The organism is Paraflavitalea sp., from assembly GCF_059502485.1.
Genome location: NZ_JCACET010000010.1, coordinates 733,552 through 751,516, shown reverse-complemented (window position 1 = coordinate 751,516; position 17,965 = coordinate 733,552). Strand labels below are relative to the sequence as shown.

The following is a 17,965-nucleotide window of genomic DNA, read 5'->3' as shown; positions in this document are numbered from 1 at the left end:
TTATGCCTCGCTTATTATCAGTGACATGTCCCCACATCTCTACGTTAGTTGAAAAACAAGGCTGGTATAGTTTTTCTGCAACATAGTACATGAGAACAATACTACTCGCCACTTGCCTTAGCCTCACAGCCACAGCAGTTGCACAAAAAGGACATCCGGCCAAACAACCGGTCAGCGCCAACGTCAATACTTATTTTGCAGCCCACGAAGATTTTCAGCCATCATTCATCAGCCGCCTCAAAGTGCCGGCCGGCTTCAAAGTAACCATTGCTGCCAGCGGACTGGGAAAGCCACGGATGATGGCAGTGGGCGCAAACAACAACCTCTACATTACGCGCCGCGATGTAGGCGATGTACTCTTACTGCAAAACAGGGATGCCAATGGAAAATATACATCCCTCAAAACAATAGTAGCCCAGTTCAATGGCGTACACGGCATCACCATCCACGAAGGCTGGCTATACCTCTGCGCCACCAAAAAAATGGCCCGCGGAAAACTGAATGCCGACGGCACGGTAGGCAAGCTGGATACCCTCATCAACGACCTGCCCGACGGCGGACAACACGACAACCGTACCATCGCATTCGGACCGGATGGCAAACTGTACCTCACCGTTGGCTCCGACTGCAACGATTGCAAAGAAACCAATCCCGAACATGCCACCATGCTCCAGATGAACGCCGATGGCACAGAACGTAAAGTATACGCAAGAGGATTGCGCAACACATTAGGCTTCGATTGGCATCCACAAACAAAAGAATTATGGGGCATGGACCATGGCACCGACTGGCGCGGCGATGAAATACCGCCCGAAGAATTGAATAAGATCATCAAAGACGGCGATTACGGTTGGCCATTGGTGTATGGAAAACAAACACCCGACCCAACCCGCGAAGATCCGGTCGGCTCCACCAAAGAAGCCTACGCCAAAACAACACAGCCCGCAGTCATGATGTTTCCGGCCCATGCAGCACCCATCGATTTTAAATTTTTAGGCAAAGCCGACAAGGCCGACTTTCCCGCAGCCTACCATGAAGATGCTTTGGTCACCTGGCATGGCTCCTGGAACCGCCAGGATCCGCAAGGCTTCAAAGTGCAACGCATCCGTTTTGTCAATGGACAACCAACAGAAGCGATCGATTTTCTCACTGGCTTTTACAATCCAGCCGCTAAAACCCGCTTTGGCCGTCCGGCAGGATTAGCGATCGCCTCCGACGGCACCATCTTTATTTCCGATGATGCAGGCGGCGCCATCTATGCCGTACAACCAGCCACCTCCACTGCCAAAAATTAATACCATGAAGTACTTCTTGATATTACTCACAGCCATCACCACAGCCACCTTTGCGCAAACACCACGTATTAATTTCAAAGCACCCAAGTTTTATCCCGAAGGCGTTGCCTGGGATGAAACAGGCAAACACTTCTTCGTTGGCTCCGTCAAAACCGGTACGATAGCTACGGTGAATGAGGCAGGGGTATTCAAACCCTTCTACGAAGACAGCACCCTCAAATCAAGCTTTGGCATGAAGGTCGATCCGAAGAAAAACAAATTGTGGATATGCACCGGCGATCCCACCTACAGCAAGTACAAAGATTCAACAACCCATAAGAAAATGATCCGGCTCATTGCGCTGGACCTGAAGACCGCCAGCAAAACAGATGACATTGACCTGTCCGCCGTTATTCCCGGAAAGCATTTTGCCAACGACCTGGCGATAGATGCCACCGGAACAGTCTACATCACCGACAGCTATTCACCGGTCATTTACCGTGTAGCAGGAGGGAAGCCTTCAGTGTTGGCCCAAACGCCTTTATTCGCAGGAACAGATGTAGGGCTCAACGGCATTGTCTGGCACAAAGAAGGATATTTACTGGTGGTCAACAGCAGCCAGGGACAATTGTACAAGATCGATCTCAGCAATCCTGCAAACATTACCAAAGTACAACAACCTGCTTTCTTTCCGGGAGGCGATGGCCTCCTGTGGGATGAACAGGGCAACCTCGTACTCGTACAAAACGAAGGTTCCCATAAAATATTCAGGCTGCGCTCGGCCAACAACTGGCAGTCCTGCGAACTGGTAGCAGCCACTTCATTCGAAGACCGCTTTTCACAACCATCCACAGCCACGCTGAAAGGAAATACCGTCTTTGTGCTCAATTCAAAACTCAATGAATTAACCGATCCCATGGCCAAACCATCAGAAGAGTTCTCCCTTCAGCAGGCAATATTCCGGTCGGTGAAATAATGCTTCAAAATGGATATTTTCAATAAACAGGATCTTCAAAAGATCGGAAAGCATTTACTGGCAAAGAAGCAGACCATCGCTGTGGCAGAAAGCGTAACATCCGGGCTGTTACAATACGCCTTTGCCAATATACCGGATGCAGCAGGCTTCTATCAGGGAGGCTTGACCGCCTACAACATAGCGCAGAAGTTCAGGCATTTAAAAGTAGAACCAATACATGCATCAGCCGTTAACTGCGTTTCAGAAAAAGTGGCCCGCGAAATGGCCTTGAACGTTTGCAACGCCTTTGGCAGTCACTGGGGAATAGGGATCACAGGCTATGCAACAGCTACACCGGAAGCCGGAGGAAAGATATTTGCCTTTTATGCAATTACTGGCGCAGGTAAGCTGAAGGCAGCTGGCAGATTGAAGCCGCCGGGCACAGAACCGTCGGCGATCCAGCTTTATTATGCCAATGCAGTCCTTCATAAGTTAGCGCAACTGCTATGATAAGTAGTAGGTCAATAGTCAAGAACAAATTGATCCCTGCTGGGTTGAAAAGCTTCCTGCTCCCAGTCGATCGACAGCACCCGCTCAATAGCATTCTTTAATTTCGGAAAGCTGTCCGGCTTGCGCATGTAGTAATTGGCGCCACCTTCAAACACACGGTTGATATGTTCCTGATGAGAAGTAGTAGAGAAGATCACAACGGGAATATCCTTCAGCTTGTTGGTTTTCCTGATTTCGGATAGACAAACAAACCCATTCTTCAGCGGCATATTTAAGTCCAGGAAGATCACTTCAGGAGGTGGGGGCACAGTAAGCTCCAGTATGTTCATCAATTCTTTACCATTATGGGCCATCACAAGCTGCGCCTCATCGGTTACCTCCTTGAACGCCGTCTCAAAAAGAAAACGGTCATCCTCGTCATCGTCGGCCAGGAATACGGAAGGAAGAGTGTGTCGTTGGTTCATAATGTGTTGGGGTGCGCAAAGATATACCGAAGACGGATATCAATAAGAGCTGGTTGCACGAATTAACCGGAAAAATGTACTGAGCTAAGTGGTTGTTACTATGAATTGCTTTCAAATCGAAAAAAATCTTAAAAAGAGGAACAAAAAATTGGATTATTGAACACTGTTCATTAATTTTACATCATTCAATTATGAGCATAGCAGAAAGAAAGGCAAAAGAAAAAGAGGAATTGCGCGACCTGATCCTGCAGGCAGCCAAAGCGCTTTTCGTGGAAAAGGGTGTCGAGAAAACGACCATACGCAACATTGCCGATAAGATCAATTACAGTATCGGCACGGTGTACGTCTATTTCCGCGATAAAAATGAGATACTGCATGCCCTGCACTCTATGGGATTTAAGCAATACTCGGAGACCCAGCTAAACTTGCAACACATTGCAGATCCGATGGAAAGGTTAATAGCACGGGGGAGGGCATATATCCTGTTCGCTATGCAGAATCCGGACATGTATGATTTGATGTACAACCTGAAGGCGCCTATCGATTTCCTCAATGAGAACGATTCCGAATGGATTGAAGGAAAGACGGTCATTAAGAGATTGAAAACGACTGTTGATGAATGCATTGAGCTGGGCTATTTCAGTGGTATGGACCGCGATTCGGTCAGTTACCTGGTCTGGTCCACGGCACATGGCCTTTGCTCCCTGTACCTCAATGGCCGGGTGAAGGCGGTGGATTTTGCCGACCCCGACAACCTGCTGCTGAAAGGCTTTGAGGATTTCGCAAAGTTCCTGCGCAGCAGCAAGACCTCCGCCAGGTAAGGCATTAATCCGTGAATGTTATCTATCGACGTATCAATACGTCGTTTTTTCGGCCCAAATAATGAACATTGTTCAATATTATAACTTAGTTCATAATATACATCACCAAGCTAAATTTTAATGAAATGAAAAAGACAATCTTAATTACAGGAGCCAGCAGTGGTATCGGCAGAGCTGCGGCGATGCTGTTCCACCAAAAAGGCTGGAACGTAGTAGCCACCATGCGCAATCCGGCAGCGGAATCGGAGCTGATGGACTTTCCCAATGCACTGGTTACCCGGCTGGATGTAACCGATTCGCTGTCGATCCGTACAGCAGTCGCTACCGCCATTGACAAGTTTGGCAGGATCGACGTATTGCTCAACAATGCAGGCTATGGTGCCTATGGCCCGCTCGAAGCCACCACCGTTGAGAAGATAGAACGGCAGTTCGACACCAACGTTATTGGACTGCTGCAAACCACCAAAGCAGTGATCCCCCATTTCCGCGAGCGTAAAGAGGGTATGATCATCAACATCTCATCGATGGGTGGCCAGATTACCTTTCCACTCGGCACCCTGTATCACGGGACAAAGTTTGCGGTCGAAGGCATTTCAGAAGCCCTGAGTTATGAGATGCACGCCATCGGTGTACGCGTGAAGATCATTCAACCTGGTATGGTAGCCACGGACTTTGGCGGTCGCTCTTTTGATTTCAGCAATGATGAACGCCTGGCTGCATACCAGGGCTTGGTGCAGAGTGTATTTGTAGGTTTTGGGGCTGCAGAGCAAAATGCCTCCACTGCAAATGATATCGCCGCGGTCATTTACCGCGCTGCTACCGATGGCAGCCAGCAACTGCGTTACCCCGCTGGTGCCGATGCGGAGTCTTTATTGCACATGCGGAAAGTTGAAGACGACGCAACCTTCCTGAACAGTATACAACAGCAGTTCAAACCACAACCTGCACTGGCCTGATAGCCCGCAGGCTTTTTATTCATCACTTTAAAATAGTACCATGTCAAAAAGATTTAATGATCGCACCGTCATCATTACGGGTGCGGTAGGCGCGCTTGGCGAAACGCTCGTCAAACAATTTGCTGCCGAAGGCGCCAACGTAGTGATCGCCGCCCGAAGAAAAAAAGAAGGCGCTCAGTTGGCAGAAGAGACAGGAGAGAAAGCCCTCTTCGTTACACTGGATGTAACAGACGAAGTCAGTTGGTCAGCGGCAATTGCTGCCACCGAAGCACGCTTTGGGGCAGTATCCGTCCTGATCAATAACGCCGCATACCTCGCGGTAGGTTCGGTAGAACAAGTGCCGTTGGAGGAGTGGAAGAAGGTAATAGATACCAACCTCACCGGATCACTGCTCGGCATACGGGCCGTTGCGCCCTCTATGCGTAAAGCAGGCGGTGGCTCCATCGTTAATGTTTCCTCCATCGCAGGCTTGCATGCCACCCCACACCTTGCTGCCTATGGCGCCAGCAAATGGGCCCTCCGGGGATTGACGAAAACAGCCGCTTATGAACTCGCACATGACAGGATCCGCGTAAATGCGGTGCATCCGGGAATCATTGAAACCCCATTGGCATATGATCCGGTGTCAGGACAGGCATTGGTGCCAGTCGACAAATTTGCGATCCCCAGGAACGCATCCACAGAAGAAATTGCGAAGTACATCCTATTCGTAGCCTCCGAAGATGCAGCCTTCTCCACCGCATCCGAATTTGTGGCAGACGGTGGATTTGCATTGGGACCGATCGCAGTATAGATGTCAAAACTCACTTATTAAATCAAAAAACAAGCACAATGAAAACAACAATTATTATTTCAGGTTTAGTTACATTATTCGCAACTACCTGGCACAGGCAAACAGAACCTGTTACAGCAACAATCAGTGATGTTTCAACAACGGTTCAACACAACACATCCGAAGAGCCCATCGAAACCATCAATCGCTGGTTTGCGAGATTTAAGGCGGGAGCTTCAGCCGAAGAATTGGCAGGATTCTACGCCGAAGATGCCGTGATGACGATCCCCGGTGATGTCAAAAATATCCCATGGATAGGCATCAGAACAGGAAGAAAAGAAATTGCAGACCACTACAAATTGTTACGGAAAGACATCAGGTCCGAAAAGCTCACGATAACCGACATGCTCACGAAGGGCAACAGGGTCGTCGTGCTGGGTAAACTCGAATCACGCTACCTCGTAAACAATCAGCTCATGAAATCAGACTTCTGTATGGATATCATCGTTGAGAACGGTCAGATCAAAAGCTACAACTTTCTGGAAGACTCCTGGGAGGTCGCCCAAAAAGTGAAGGGGAAGACGCCGGTAAGGTAAAAACAGAACCATGATTACAAAAAAGCTTCACTCATCAGGGTGAAGTTTTTGGCTTGATAACAAAAGCCTTTAAAGCTGCCATTTTTCCCTCATGAAACCGCCAGACGTCGCAATAAGCGTGATCAGCCGCTTGCCCGTTTTCATCCTCCAGGGTAATAGTGCCCACCGCTGTAACAAAATCCCCCTCGGCAATCAGGTATTCAACGACAAATACGGGAGGTTTTTGATAAGCCGTTTTCATCCATTGACGAACAGCCTCCTTCCCGCGCAGCGTTCTTTCACCTACAAATTCCCATTCCGTGTCCTCCGTGCACAACGCCAGGAATCCCTCATGGTCGCCGCCAGTGATAGCAGCATTAGCCCTTTTCAATACTTCTTTATTATTGTCAGACATAAATGAATTTTACTACTTAAAAAATTCAAGCAGCACAGGCCCGCCTGCATCCGCAGAAAGGTTGTGCGTTTGGCCTTTGATGGTTTTACGCTGGGCGCCGGGAATAGTTTTTCCAACAGTGTCTGCAGTAGCATGCATAAAAGGAAAGCTTTTCTCACCATCCATCACCAGCGTAGGAATAGCTATACGCTTTGCAACGTCGAAGGGTACTGTTCCATCTCCTAAAATGGCAAGATCATACATAAGGGTAGGAGCCATACTTACCATGTCCTTCCATTCCGGAGATTGCTTCATGGCTTCCATTTTATCGGAAGGTATACCCCTTTTTTCCAGAAAGAAGGTGACGGCTTCAGCTGGCTCATCATCACTTAAAAATTTGTTCACTGCACGCTTTTCACTTGCAACGGCCTCTTTCGAAGCTGATCCGTAAGGAGGTTCATAAAGCGCCAGTTTCGTTATTTTGGTGGGCCCAAGCTTTTCAGCAGTAAGCAGCGCCAGAGCCGCACCACTGGAAGTGCCATACAAATACACGCTGCCACCGGCCTTATCGATGAGCGCTTCGATATCTTCGATTTCCCTATCCACAGCATAAGGTTTTGTATCCTTGCTTTCACCCCGGCCACGTCTGTCGTAAGAAATAACAGTAAAATGGCTGGCAAGCTTGGCTGAAAGCTCCCGGGTATAGGCATTCCGGTGAGACAATGCGCCGCCCACCACGATGAGGCTGGGGCCTTGACCATTCTTTTCGTAAGCGATGACGGTGCCATCTTTTGAAAGGGCTGTTGCGGCAGCGGTAGCCGTAGTAGTATCAGTAACCGCGTCTTTTACCTCATCTTTCATAACAGGCTGTTGTTGATCGTTATTACATCCAATTGCAACAAAAAGCAGGAGTGCAATAGGTATATAGATAATGTTTCTCATGACGTCTTTATAGAAAAACGAACAAAACCATGCCATCCAGCCTGCACAGCAGTTTCCACAAGAACACCAGCCTGGCATGAGTATTTTAACCAATTGGGCAAAAAAGGGAGTATGGACAACATGCGATTTAAAATATTGGCAGTCGATGATGACGGCGACGACCGCTTCCTGTTAGACCAGGCATTTATACAAATAGGATATGAAGCAGAACTTAAAAAGTTCATCGATGCAGAATATTTGATGGCCTATCTGAGCAAGATTGAAAAAGCACAATACCCTTCCCTGATAGTGCTGGACAATTCGCTTCCAAAAAAAAGCGCTACGGAGGTTCTTATTGAGTTGAAAGAAAATAACAACACCAGACATATTCCCGTAATTATCTTATCTACAATGATCTCTCCACAAAAGAAGAAGGATTTGATAGCACTGGGTGCTTTGGCCTGTGTTCAGAAAGGAACTGCCATGAGTGAACTGGTAGAAATAGCCAGCGTATTCAAAGCCATAGCAGAAGGTAACTTACCGGATAATGAATTGATAAAACTAACCGCATGACAAAAGGACCAATAATAATTATCGAAGATGATAAAGATGACCGGGATATCTATGCGGAAATCATAACTGACTTACAGATTCCAAACCCCTTGAGATTTTTCCCCAACGGACTCGATGCACTGAACTATTTGTTGATGACACCCGAACAACCCTTTATTATTCTATGCGACATCAATATGCCGATCATGAATGGTCTTGAACTAAAAGAAAAGATACAGGCCGATGATTTTCTGAAGCAAAAAGGCATCCCGTTTGTTTTTATCTCAACCAATGCTACGCCGGCCGCAGTACGAAAAGCCCATTTATTAAGCGTACAGGGATACTTTGCGAAGCCAAACTCCTACAGCGCAGTCCAGGCAATGCTTACCAAAATTTTTGATTACTGGGAACTCTGCAAACATATTAACAACATAGGATAGCCATGATCAGGATAGTTTCTCTTACCCTTCACATCCGTCCTGCACCCGCACTGTATCGGTACCCGTGATCACCGTATGTTGAATGTTGATGCTACCTTCTATGGCAATACCCTTCACCTGCAGGCCCGTCCGCTCATTAGCTTCCACCGGCAATGAAATAAAGTAAGGCAGGGTAGGTTTCTCTACAGTCACAGGACCGTCGCCGGTGTGATAGATAAGTGTTTGTAAGTAGGCCGATCCGGTAATATGCACCTCAAAAGTGACGATGCCGGCTGCTGGCGAAGTTTGATAACCGGTAGTCAGCTCGCAGGATTTTGTATAAGAACCTTTCATGCACGAAAAACAAAGAACAAGAAGAGAAAGTACCAGTAAACGTAATTTTATCATGTTGGCGGGTTATAAAATAAAATGTACATATTTCATGCCCGGCGCGCATTATAGCCTTAATGCCCCCACATCTCTACGTAAAAGATACAAAAGGCCTGGTATATTTTTTCCTGCTGCACATCACCTATGGCCCTCATTAAATTATCCATCAATCAGAAACTATATGAGTTGGAGATACTTCCCTGGGTGTCCCTGCTCGATATGCTGCGGGAGCGCTTGCAACTCACCGGCACCAGGAAAGGCTGCGACCATGGCCAATGCGGTGCCTGCACCATTTTGTGTGATGGTAAACGTATCCTCAGTTGCATGACATTGGCCGTCATGAAGGATGGTGCGGAGATTACAACCATTGAGGGTATTGCCAATGGCGAAGACCTGCACCCGCTCCAGCAGGCATTCATTGACCACGATGCTTTTCAATGCGGCTATTGTACTCCCGGACAAATTTGCAGCGCCATCGGCATGCTCAAAGAAGGAAAAGCCCACACACGTGCCGAAGTAAAAGAGGGGATGAGCGGAAACCTCTGCCGCTGTGGAGCCAATACTGGTATCATCGATGCCATCATGCAGGTAAAAGATCAAAGCCCCTATGAATAATTTTGAATACATACAACCCCTCACTACAGACGATGCCACAAACGCCATAAATAACCGGAAAGAAGCGATGTATATTGCCGGTGGCACCAACCTCCTGGACCTCTGGAAATATGATCTGCTGCATCCAACGCTGCTGGTCGACATCAACAATTTAACCGCGCTAAAAAGAATTGAAGAAAAAGAAGAGGGTGGACTGCGGCTCGGCGCATTGGTCACCAATGCCGACACGGCCTACCATCCGCTCATTGAAGAACGCTACCCCTTATTATCAAAAGCAATCCTCGCAGGCGCCTCCGCGCAGATAAGAAATATGGCTACCAATGGTGGCAACCTGTTGCAACGCACCCGTTGCTATTATTTCTATGATGCCCATGTTCCGTGCAACAAACGCAACCCGGGCTCAGGGTGTTCGGCCATCGATGGCTACAACCGCATGCACGCCATCCTCGGAGCCAGCCAGCAATGCATCGCCGTTTTTCCCTCCGACATGAGTGTAGCCCTGGCTGCACTGGACGCCGTTATCAATGTCACCGGCAGTCACGGGGAACGGACGATACCCTTTGCGGATTTCCACCGGCTGCCGGGCAACACACCGCAGCAGGACAACAACCTGCAGCCCGGAGAGTTGATCACTTCGATCGACCTGCCTGCAACAGGTTTTGCAAAAAACTACTCCTACCTCAAACTACGCGATCGCCATTCCTATGCCTTCGCATTGGTGTCAGTAGCTACCGCATTCGAGCTGGAGGGTGACACCATCACCAATGCCCGCATGGCATTGGGAGGTGTAGCCCACAAGCCCTGGCGTTTACCGGCAGCTGAAGAAATGATGAAAGGGAAACCGGCCAACGAAGAAACCTTTGCTGCTGCGGCAGATATACTGTTGCAGGGCGCACAGGGATTTAAGTACAACAACTTTAAAATAACACTCGCCAGACAGGCGATCATACGCAATGGCATGATGGCATTGCACCCGGAAACACAATTGCCCGGTGCCCAGCCTTCAGCATAACAATAGGAACACATGCAAAAAGCAACAGTAGGCCAACCCCTCAACAGGTTGGAAGGAAAACTGAAAGTGACAGGAGCCGCCCAATACGCCGCAGATTACCAGGTCCCGGATCTGCTCTATGCCTATGTGGTCAACAGCACCATTACCAAAGGAAAGATAACCCACATCGACCTGTCGGCAGCAAAGGCATTGCCGGGCGTGATAGAAATATTTACCCATGAGAACAGGCCACGGCTTGCCTGGTTTGATCTCCAGCACGCCGACATGGATGCGCCGCCAGGCATCGTGTTCAAGCCTTTGCATGACGCCGAAATAAAATACAATGGACAGCCGGTAGCATTGGTCGTGGCCAATGATTTTGAAACAGCCCGTTACGCCGCCTCATTGGTCAATATCCAATATGAATACGCGCCATTTGATACCTGCCTCAACGATAACCTCGGCCATGCACACAAACCTAAAAAAGGAATGGCCTCTTTGATGAAACCACCACCGCCTAAACCCACAGGCGATTTTGAAAAAGCTTTGAAGGAGGCGGCGGCAAAAGTAGAAGCAGTGTTCAGGCACAGTACCGAACACCACAACCCGATGGAACTCTTTGCCACTACTACCATTTACGAAGGCGATGGCAAACTCACCATTTACGATAAAACGCAGGGCACGATCAACAATCAGTTGTACGTCGCCAATGTGTTTGGCCTGCACTATAAAGATGTGCGCGTCCTGGCGCCCTTTGTCGGCGGGGCATTTGGAGCCGGCCTCCGGCCACAGTACCAGCTTTTTCTATGCGTATTGGCAGCTTTGCAGCTGAAACGCAACGTCCGTCTTACGCTCGACCGCCAACAGATGTTTTCCTTTGGCCATAGGCCGCAGAATGTACAATGGCTGCGCTTCGGAGCAGATACGAACGGCAAACTGACCGCCGCCAGCCACCTCGCCATTTCCGAAACATCCCGGTTCGAAGATTATACCGAGATCGTGTCCGATTGGAGTCACAAACTATATCCCATTCCCAATACCTTCTTCGATTATAAACTGGTTTCCCTCGACCTCTATACGCCCCTCGACATGCGGGCCCCCGGAGGCAGCACCGCCCTGCATGCCATCGAGTGCACCATGGATGAACTGGCTTATAAACTCGATATCGACCCCCTGGAATTTCGGTTGCGTAACTACGCGGAAACCGACCCGTCGACAGGCAAGCCATTTACCAGCAAAGCATTGAGAGAATGCTATCTGCAGGCCGCCCAAAAATTTGGATGGAGCGATCGAAACCCGCAGCCAGCCAGCATGAAGCGCGGCAACAAGCTCGTAGGTTATGGCATGGCCAGCGGCATCTGGGATGCATACCAGTTTCCTGCGCGCGTCGAAGCCATCATCACCGCAGAAGGAAAACTCATCATCAGCAATGCCGTCACCGATATCGGCACCGGCACCCTCACCGTCATGACGCAGATTGCTGCCGATGAACTGGGACTGCCCATCGAAGATGTTACTTTCCAGTACGGCGACAGCAAAAATCCTTTTTCCATGTTCCAGGGAGGTTCGGCCAGCACGGCTTCCACAGGTTCTGCGATTGTGATGGCTGCCAAAGAGCTGAAGAAAAAATTATGGAAGAAGGCAAAAAGCATGAAAAACTCACCCTTGGCCCATGCAGCCGAAGAAGATATCCTGTTCAGCAAGGGAAACATATGTTTAAAGAATGACCCCGAAGTAGCTGTTTCCATGGCGGCCATTGTTGCTGCAAACAAAGGTCGTCCTATCAAAGTCAACAAAATGGGTAGGCCGCATTTGCTGAAACTGAGAAAATATGCCAAAGCTACCCACAGCGCTGCCTTCGTGGAAGTGGAAGTAGATGAGCAATTGAAAACGATCACCGTCACCCGCGCTGTCACAGCCGTGGCAGCCGGTACGATCATCAATCCCAAAACAGCACGCAGCCAGATCACCGGCTCCATGGTATGGGGCATTAGCAAAGCCTTGCACGAAGAAACAATACTCGATGAAACCTTGGGTAAATACATCAATACCAACCTGGCAGAATACCATATACCTGTCCATGCAGACATCAACGAGCTGGAGGTCATCTTTGCAAACGAGCCCGACAAGCTCATCAATGAATTGGGTGTAAAAGGAGTAGGAGAGATAGGATTAGTGGCGATGCCTGCTGCCATTGCAAATGCAGTCTTTCATGCCACCGGTAAACGCATCTATAAACTACCCATCCACTTTGATGAACTTTTATAGACATTCATGACCTATGATAAACAAGAAACGTAATTAAGATTGCTGTACAGGAAGAGTGATAATAATGACAGCCCCTTCATTTTCCACCCCATTGGCCTCGATGAACCCTTTATGCCTTTCAACGATTTGCTTGGACAGGGAAAGCCCTAAGCCAGTACCTTCATATTTACTTTTAGCATTAAGGCGCGTAAAAGTGTCGAATATTTTATCCTTGTAAGCCGCAGGAAACCCAATCCCATTATCCGATACCTTGATGGCTAAATAAGCTGTTTCATGAATCAAAACGGGGGTGGAGCTTATGGTAATGACAGGCGGCTCAGATGCCTTGGAGAACTTAAGAGAATTATTGATCACATTATAAAATAGCTGGTGAATCAGAACCTGGTCTCCTTCAATGACCGGCAATTGATCACAGTGAATAATGGCGCCCTTATCCTCGATCAGCACTTCCAGGTCATGCTTGATATCAGACAAAATTTTAGTTAGGTCTAATAGCTCCATTTTCTGCTCGATGCCGTTCAGCGAGGAATAATTCAAAACACCATCGATCATGGTCGACATCCGGCTGGCCGATTCTAAGATCTTTTCAGTAAATAACCTGGAATTATCATTTAAAGTATCGCTTAACTCATTTTTCAACCGGAGCCCAAAAGTCCTGATCTTTCTCACGGGTTCTTTCAGATCGTGACTGGCAACATGTGCAAACTGTTGAAGGTCTTCATTGGAGCGCTTAAGTTCTTTCGTCCTTTCCTCAACCATCGTTTCAAGTTGCAGTAAAAGCGCATTTTTTTCTTCTTCACTTGCTCTCAACGCTTCAGCATTGTTGGTGCGTTCGATAAGATCGGCTGCCTGGCGTGAAAGGATATCCAGTAGATCAAGGTGACGTTGAGGTGGATCATAAGGGTGATTCCAATGGGTCGATATCATGCCGAGGAGTTGCCCCGTTCTCGAATAAAGCGGCGTACTTTGAGCCGCCAATATCCCACCTTCCAGGAAAACAGCCAATGTGGGATGGCCCTGCATAAATGCACAGGTCCGGTAATCCGGAATTACTTCGCGTTTACCCGTTCTTAATACCTCTCCGCACGAGCTGCCTGTATAAGCATATACCCATTCCCAGTACTTTTCGGCTTCCGGCGTAAACCCGCTACAGGCAAGTATACGAAGCTTGCCGATGCTTCCCTTTTCAGGATAAAGCATCTGGATAGTGGCATATTGCGAACGCATGATGGCCACAGCGGCTTCTACAATTTTTTTATACAACCCCGCTATTCCATCTTCCTGGATCAGCTCGATACTTAGCCTGTGTAAAAGCCGGGCATCGGCCAGTTCTATTTCCAGTTGTTCTTTGCTCGTAGATGACGTGCTATCAACTTCCTCCACATAGTGAGCAGCTTGGGTGATACCTAAGACGGCTGTTTCATTCATAATGCACAATTTTATAGCTAAACCTTTACCACATGCTTAAACCCTTTAAGTTGGCTTAAAAGGGAATCTGGCGGGCTGGTGGCCACGATCTCAAGAATATTGGATAACTCTCTGATGTCTTCAGGTTTTGTCAGGAACAGGTGCGCACCTAAATGGTAGGCCATATCGATGTCCTTCCTGGCTGCAGACGTTGAGTACATAATAACGGGAATACTGGCATATTCAGTACTGTTCTTTAAGTTTTTCAGGCAATGCCAGCCATCTATCATAGGCATATTGATATCCAGAAAAATGACGTCCGAGCTGTTGATATGATGCGTTGATAATAAGTCGAATAACTCCAACCCATTTTCGATGGTGATACATTCAACCCATGCTATTTGCTTCATTGCTTCGCAAAAGATATAGGCATCATCCGTATCATCATCTACCAGTACAAATCTTTTAGTCAAAAGGGGCAATATTAGTAATCTGCATTAAATGTAGGTAATTTATGCATTTTACTGACATTAAAGTAATTAGAGCGCTAAACTGGCTATTTCACCGGCAAAGGAGGCCCAACCACTTTCATTTCATTGTCGGCAAAAATTTTTGCCACCTCTTCAGGCGTGGGCTCATGATCCATGTTGGCCATGGTAACAAAGAAGTTTTCCAGCTTACCGGCTGGCTGAAGCATCACCAGCATTTTACCGGTAGGTGATACCTGCGTCCAGGCATGCGGTACGGCGCGGGGTAGGAATATAGTTTCGCCAACCGTAAGATCAAACAATTCTTCACCTACTTTGAAGCGGTAACTACCTTCCAGCACATAGAAGATCTCATCCTGCGAAGGGTGCACATGAAAGGGAGTTCCCCGTCCCTGTGAAAGCGAAGTTTGCTCAAATACAGCCAGGGCGCCTTCTGTGTCAGACCCTGACACTTTCACATCCAGTACGTTGGAGTTCACACCCTTTAGCTTTAAATGGCCATGCAATCTGCCCTCTCCGGCTTTTGCTTTAAAAACCTTGCCTTTCGCAGGTAGTAAATGCCGAAAGTGGGCGGAGGACTTTTTGGGAAAGCTTATTACAGCCAGCAGAGAGGCGAGGAAGGTGCTTCGTTTCATATTGGTTGATTTATAGGTAAATTACCAAACCAGCCATTACCGGATTATGATGCTGAGTAATCGGTATAGATTATTGAGCAGATGCAAGTTTAAAGCTGCCTAAGGGCGTCAGAAAATGTACGCACATGATACCAGTTAGGGTGTGCGGCCAGGTAGGCAAGAAAAGCCCGGTGGGTGGCAGCGTCCACCCTGAAAAACTCAGCCCCGATGCCGTGGAACTGATAAACCGCAAGCCCGCCCGCCGCCCTCGCTTTCTCGGCAAATCGGATCAGCTGCTCCAGCGTGGTTCCCTCTTCTACCAACCAGCTGGGCACTTTCATCAGTGGAACTTTTTTGATATCGGTAACCACACTATTACTGTCGCCGCCTGCCCGTGCAAAGCGGAAGAGCTTTCGTTGCTGCAATACAGCAGCATAGTCCTTACCAGCCACCACCGTATTATTGCAGGGATAGGCATAAGAACGCTGCTTGCGCGTCGTATCGAAGGCGCGAAGCAAGGCATTTTGCGTAGTGATTTCCTGGATAAGCTGATCAAGAGAGTAACGTTCGATCGATAACGCTGGCGCCCAACCCAATTGCTCCGGGCAGGGATGAAAAAGCGTATGATTAGCCAGCTCGTGGCCATGGAGAGCTGCATTTCGCCAACCGGTAAGCACAGGAGAAGCTTCTCCGATCTGGGTAGAGGCACCGGTAAAGGAAGGAAGAAAAAAGGTGGCTTTGAAGTTAAAAGAGTCAAGCTGTGGGATCACCGTCGTTTGGTGAGAGGGGAGACCATCGTCATACGTCAGGCAGATGGTAGCTGTTTGCGTGAACACGGACACGGCAGGAAAAAAGGACAGGAAAAAAAGCCATACTGATTTCGAAAAGATCATAATGAGCGTTTCTCTGAAGATAAATACCTGCCTGCAAAACCAACATTAAGTTTTAGCGAGTCGTTGTATTCAGATGACTGACTGCTTGGTTTTTGAGCAGATATCTCTACAGAACGGTTGCTTTGGCTGGTATAATTTTTCTGCTCATCGGTAAATATGGATACCACACAAGTTATAGGCATTGCAGCCAGCGTTGGCACAGGCCTGGCGCTGCTGCCCCAGCTAATTAAACTGATAAACGAGAAAAAGGCAGAAAATGTCTCCACAGCCATGATGTTGGTGTTACTCACTGGCTTGGTATTGTGGGTCATTTATGGCATCCGCAAAGAAGATTGGATCATCATCATCTCCAATGGCTTTTCCATCCTGTTAAATGTAACCATCCTTATACTTAGCCGTATTTATAAAAACAAGGCTTAAACATAAACATAATTAAGAGGCCGCCTCTGATTAGAGACGGCCTCCTCATGATAAAAGAACCATTGAAAAACACCTATGTAACCTATAAAAATGGTAATGATGTCATTTATTCATCATTCAGCCTTTTTTCCAGAATAGCAATATATTGTTTGGCGTCCTGGTAGGCCTTGTACGCTTCGTTTCCATTCGAAAGCCTGCGATAAGCATTGCCACGCATAATGTTGAGATCAGCCCTGCCTGCTCTATCATGGCGCCTTCCGCCAGCAATAGATGGCCATAAGCAACTTTATACCACGCATTTTGCTTCACCGGTTCCGGCGCAAGCAATAAACTATCTTTGATAGCTGCTGTTTCATGCGATCCCAGATAGGCTTGTATCAACTGATTATACACATAGCTATATGCGGTTAATAAATTGATTTCTTTTGAATGCCTTAAAATTACACCCGTGCTATTAGCAGCCTGTTAGCCTCATATTAGAATTACATTAGAGCTGGCTTTAACATATTTTTGGCACGGCTTTCTCTGATTGTTGTACAATCGATAACAATTATTTTAGATTATGGAAGAGCGAAAAGTTTTGATTGTAGAAGATGAACACAAGATCGCGGATACATTGAAAACTGGTCTCATGGAACATGGATACCATGTAGAAGTAGCTTATGATGGAAAGATCGGTGAGCGATTATATTTTGCACATTCGTTTAACCTGGTTGTTTTGGACATCAACCTGCCAGGTATCAATGGCTATGAGCTTTGTCGCATTATCCGCAATCACAATGCCCAAATGCCGGTCATTATGCTAACAGCACTGGGCAGACTCAATGATAAAATAGAAGGATACGATTCAGGAGCAGATGATTACCTCGTAAAACCTTTTGAATTTCAGGAACTGTTAGTAAAGATCAGGGTATTGCTGAAGCGCACCATGTCTCAGCACCTGCCGGTAGGCAATCTCTTGCAGGCTGATGACCTTATCATGAACCTCGATACCAAAGAAGTAAGAAGGGGTGACGATAGTATTACGCTCACAGTTAAAGAATTTCAGTTGCTGGAATTTCTTATTCGTAACCGCAACAGGGTCGTATCGCGGGCCGATATTGCGGTCAATGTCTGGGATATTGACTTCGATACCAATTCTAATGTCATTGATGTGTACATTAATTACCTTCGCAATAAGGTTGATAAGAAGTATGAAAAAAAACTGATCCTCACACAAACCGGTATGGGATATATGTTGAAAGCTACATGAAATTAGGAATTAAA

23 protein-coding genes are annotated in these 17,965 nt (G+C 47.5%); 14 read left to right on the top strand and 9 right to left on the bottom strand.

What is annotated here, in order from left to right; genetic code table 11:
• The first annotated feature begins 89 nt into the window (after positions 1 to 89).
• From AC5JBY_RS20360 to AC5JBY_RS20350, 3 genes are read left to right on the top strand one after another with little or no spacing between them, the layout of a single operon-like run.
• On the top strand, positions 90 to 1,295 hold the full coding sequence (locus AC5JBY_RS20360; RefSeq protein WP_495906489.1) for a PQQ-dependent sugar dehydrogenase: 1,206 nt from the start codon (positions 90 to 92) through the stop codon (positions 1,293 to 1,295).
• A 4-nt stretch (positions 1,296 to 1,299) separates the two neighbouring features.
• Complete coding sequence (locus tag AC5JBY_RS20355; protein ID WP_495906488.1) at positions 1,300 to 2,250, top strand: hypothetical protein; 951 nt, start codon at positions 1,300 to 1,302, stop codon at positions 2,248 to 2,250.
• Between the two features lie 9 nt (positions 2,251 to 2,259).
• On the top strand, positions 2,260 to 2,739 hold the full coding sequence (locus AC5JBY_RS20350; RefSeq protein WP_495906487.1) for a CinA family protein: 480 nt from the start codon (positions 2,260 to 2,262) through the stop codon (positions 2,737 to 2,739).
• A gap of 11 nt (positions 2,740 to 2,750) precedes the next feature.
• Here the strand turns inward: AC5JBY_RS20350 and AC5JBY_RS20345 are convergent, their stop codons facing one another.
• Complete coding sequence (locus tag AC5JBY_RS20345) at positions 2,751 to 3,203, bottom strand: response regulator (protein ID WP_495906486.1); 453 nt, start codon at positions 3,201 to 3,203, stop codon at positions 2,751 to 2,753.
• A gap of 191 nt (positions 3,204 to 3,394) precedes the next feature.
• On the opposite strand from AC5JBY_RS20345, the gene AC5JBY_RS20340 reads away from it, so the two are divergent.
• The 4 genes from AC5JBY_RS20340 to AC5JBY_RS20325 all read left to right on the top strand — a co-directional run bounded on the left by AC5JBY_RS20340 (position 3,395) and on the right by AC5JBY_RS20325 (position 6,348).
• Positions 3,395 to 4,024, top strand: coding sequence for a TetR/AcrR family transcriptional regulator (locus AC5JBY_RS20340; protein WP_495906485.1), 630 nt, complete (start codon positions 3,395 to 3,397; stop codon positions 4,022 to 4,024).
• 125 nt (positions 4,025 to 4,149) lie between these two features.
• A complete protein-coding gene (locus AC5JBY_RS20335; protein WP_495906484.1) occupies positions 4,150 to 4,980 on the top strand; it encodes an SDR family oxidoreductase in 831 nt (276 codons plus the stop codon).
• 40 nt (positions 4,981 to 5,020) lie between these two features.
• A complete protein-coding gene (locus AC5JBY_RS20330; RefSeq protein ID WP_495906483.1) occupies positions 5,021 to 5,773 on the top strand; it encodes an SDR family oxidoreductase in 753 nt (250 codons plus the stop codon).
• A gap of 38 nt (positions 5,774 to 5,811) precedes the next feature.
• Positions 5,812 to 6,348, top strand: a complete 537-nt coding sequence (locus tag AC5JBY_RS20325; protein WP_495906482.1) for a nuclear transport factor 2 family protein — start codon at positions 5,812 to 5,814, stop codon at positions 6,346 to 6,348.
• Between the two features lie 34 nt (positions 6,349 to 6,382).
• Here the strand turns inward: AC5JBY_RS20325 and AC5JBY_RS20320 are convergent, their stop codons facing one another.
• Both AC5JBY_RS20320 and AC5JBY_RS20315 read right to left on the bottom strand, forming a co-directional pair.
• A complete protein-coding gene (locus tag AC5JBY_RS20320; protein WP_495906481.1) occupies positions 6,383 to 6,742 on the bottom strand; it encodes a nuclear transport factor 2 family protein in 360 nt (119 codons plus the stop codon).
• 12 nt (positions 6,743 to 6,754) lie between these two features.
• The gene (locus AC5JBY_RS20315; RefSeq protein WP_495906480.1) at positions 6,755 to 7,663 is read right to left on the bottom strand and encodes an alpha/beta fold hydrolase; all 909 of its coding nucleotides are present in this window, start codon (positions 7,661 to 7,663) and stop codon (positions 6,755 to 6,757) included.
• A 111-nt stretch (positions 7,664 to 7,774) separates the two neighbouring features.
• On the opposite strand from AC5JBY_RS20315, the gene AC5JBY_RS20310 reads away from it, so the two are divergent.
• The gene (locus AC5JBY_RS20310) at positions 7,775 to 8,215 is read left to right on the top strand and encodes a response regulator (RefSeq protein ID WP_495906479.1); all 441 of its coding nucleotides are present in this window, start codon (positions 7,775 to 7,777) and stop codon (positions 8,213 to 8,215) included.
• Positions 8,212 to 8,634: a response regulator gene (locus tag AC5JBY_RS20305; RefSeq protein WP_495906478.1), complete on the top strand. Its 423-nt coding sequence runs from the start codon at positions 8,212 to 8,214 to the stop codon at positions 8,632 to 8,634. The genes AC5JBY_RS20310 and AC5JBY_RS20305 overlap by 4 nt, the downstream gene beginning before the upstream one ends.
• A 21-nt stretch (positions 8,635 to 8,655) precedes the next feature.
• Here the strand turns inward: AC5JBY_RS20305 and AC5JBY_RS20300 are convergent, their stop codons facing one another.
• Positions 8,656 to 9,021, bottom strand: a complete 366-nt coding sequence (locus AC5JBY_RS20300) for a hypothetical protein (RefSeq protein WP_495906477.1) — start codon at positions 9,019 to 9,021, stop codon at positions 8,656 to 8,658.
• Positions 9,022 to 9,147: 126 nt separating this feature from the next.
• Between AC5JBY_RS20300 and AC5JBY_RS20295 the strand changes: the two genes are divergently transcribed.
• Genes AC5JBY_RS20295 through AC5JBY_RS20285 form a run of 3 tightly spaced genes read left to right on the top strand, consistent with a single transcriptional unit; the run spans position 9,148 to position 12,877 of the window.
• Positions 9,148 to 9,618: a (2Fe-2S)-binding protein gene (locus AC5JBY_RS20295; protein ID WP_495906476.1), complete on the top strand. Its 471-nt coding sequence runs from the start codon at positions 9,148 to 9,150 to the stop codon at positions 9,616 to 9,618.
• Positions 9,611 to 10,630 carry an FAD binding domain-containing protein gene (locus AC5JBY_RS20290; RefSeq protein WP_495906475.1) on the top strand — a complete coding sequence of 340 codons (1,020 nt, stop codon included), beginning with the start codon at positions 9,611 to 9,613 and terminating at the stop codon, positions 10,628 to 10,630. Before AC5JBY_RS20295 ends, AC5JBY_RS20290 begins: the two co-directional genes overlap by 8 nt.
• A gap of 12 nt (positions 10,631 to 10,642) precedes the next feature.
• Entirely contained in the window at positions 10,643 to 12,877 is a 2,235-nt protein-coding gene (locus AC5JBY_RS20285) for a xanthine dehydrogenase family protein molybdopterin-binding subunit (RefSeq protein ID WP_495906474.1), read from the top strand.
• 33 nt (positions 12,878 to 12,910) lie between these two features.
• Here the strand turns inward: AC5JBY_RS20285 and AC5JBY_RS20280 are convergent, their stop codons facing one another.
• The 4 genes from AC5JBY_RS20280 to AC5JBY_RS20265 form a co-directional block, all read right to left on the bottom strand.
• Positions 12,911 to 14,305: a GAF domain-containing sensor histidine kinase gene (locus AC5JBY_RS20280; protein WP_495906473.1), complete on the bottom strand. Its 1,395-nt coding sequence runs from the start codon at positions 14,303 to 14,305 to the stop codon at positions 12,911 to 12,913.
• Between the two features lie 17 nt (positions 14,306 to 14,322).
• Positions 14,323 to 14,757, bottom strand: coding sequence for a response regulator (locus AC5JBY_RS20275; protein ID WP_495906472.1), 435 nt, complete (start codon positions 14,755 to 14,757; stop codon positions 14,323 to 14,325).
• Positions 14,758 to 14,840: 83 nt separating this feature from the next.
• The gene (locus AC5JBY_RS20270) at positions 14,841 to 15,407 is read right to left on the bottom strand and encodes a cupin domain-containing protein (RefSeq protein WP_495906471.1); all 567 of its coding nucleotides are present in this window, start codon (positions 15,405 to 15,407) and stop codon (positions 14,841 to 14,843) included.
• A gap of 89 nt (positions 15,408 to 15,496) precedes the next feature.
• Complete coding sequence (locus tag AC5JBY_RS20265; protein WP_495906470.1) at positions 15,497 to 16,279, bottom strand: polysaccharide deacetylase family protein; 783 nt, start codon at positions 16,277 to 16,279, stop codon at positions 15,497 to 15,499.
• 156 nt (positions 16,280 to 16,435) lie between these two features.
• Here AC5JBY_RS20265 and AC5JBY_RS20260 point away from each other — a divergent pair, with 156 nt between their 5' ends.
• Positions 16,436 to 16,699 carry a SemiSWEET family sugar transporter gene (locus tag AC5JBY_RS20260; RefSeq protein ID WP_495906469.1) on the top strand — a complete coding sequence of 88 codons (264 nt, stop codon included), beginning with the start codon at positions 16,436 to 16,438 and terminating at the stop codon, positions 16,697 to 16,699.
• A gap of 117 nt (positions 16,700 to 16,816) precedes the next feature.
• On the opposite strand, the gene AC5JBY_RS20255 is transcribed toward AC5JBY_RS20260, so the two are convergent.
• Entirely contained in the window at positions 16,817 to 17,092 is a 276-nt protein-coding gene (locus tag AC5JBY_RS20255; protein ID WP_495906468.1) for a hypothetical protein, read from the bottom strand.
• Positions 17,093 to 17,261: 169 nt separating this feature from the next.
• On the opposite strand from AC5JBY_RS20255, the gene AC5JBY_RS20250 reads away from it, so the two are divergent.
• Positions 17,262 to 17,951 carry a response regulator transcription factor gene (locus AC5JBY_RS20250; RefSeq protein WP_495906467.1) on the top strand — a complete coding sequence of 230 codons (690 nt, stop codon included), beginning with the start codon at positions 17,262 to 17,264 and terminating at the stop codon, positions 17,949 to 17,951.
• Positions 17,952 to 17,965: the final 14 nt, after the last annotated feature.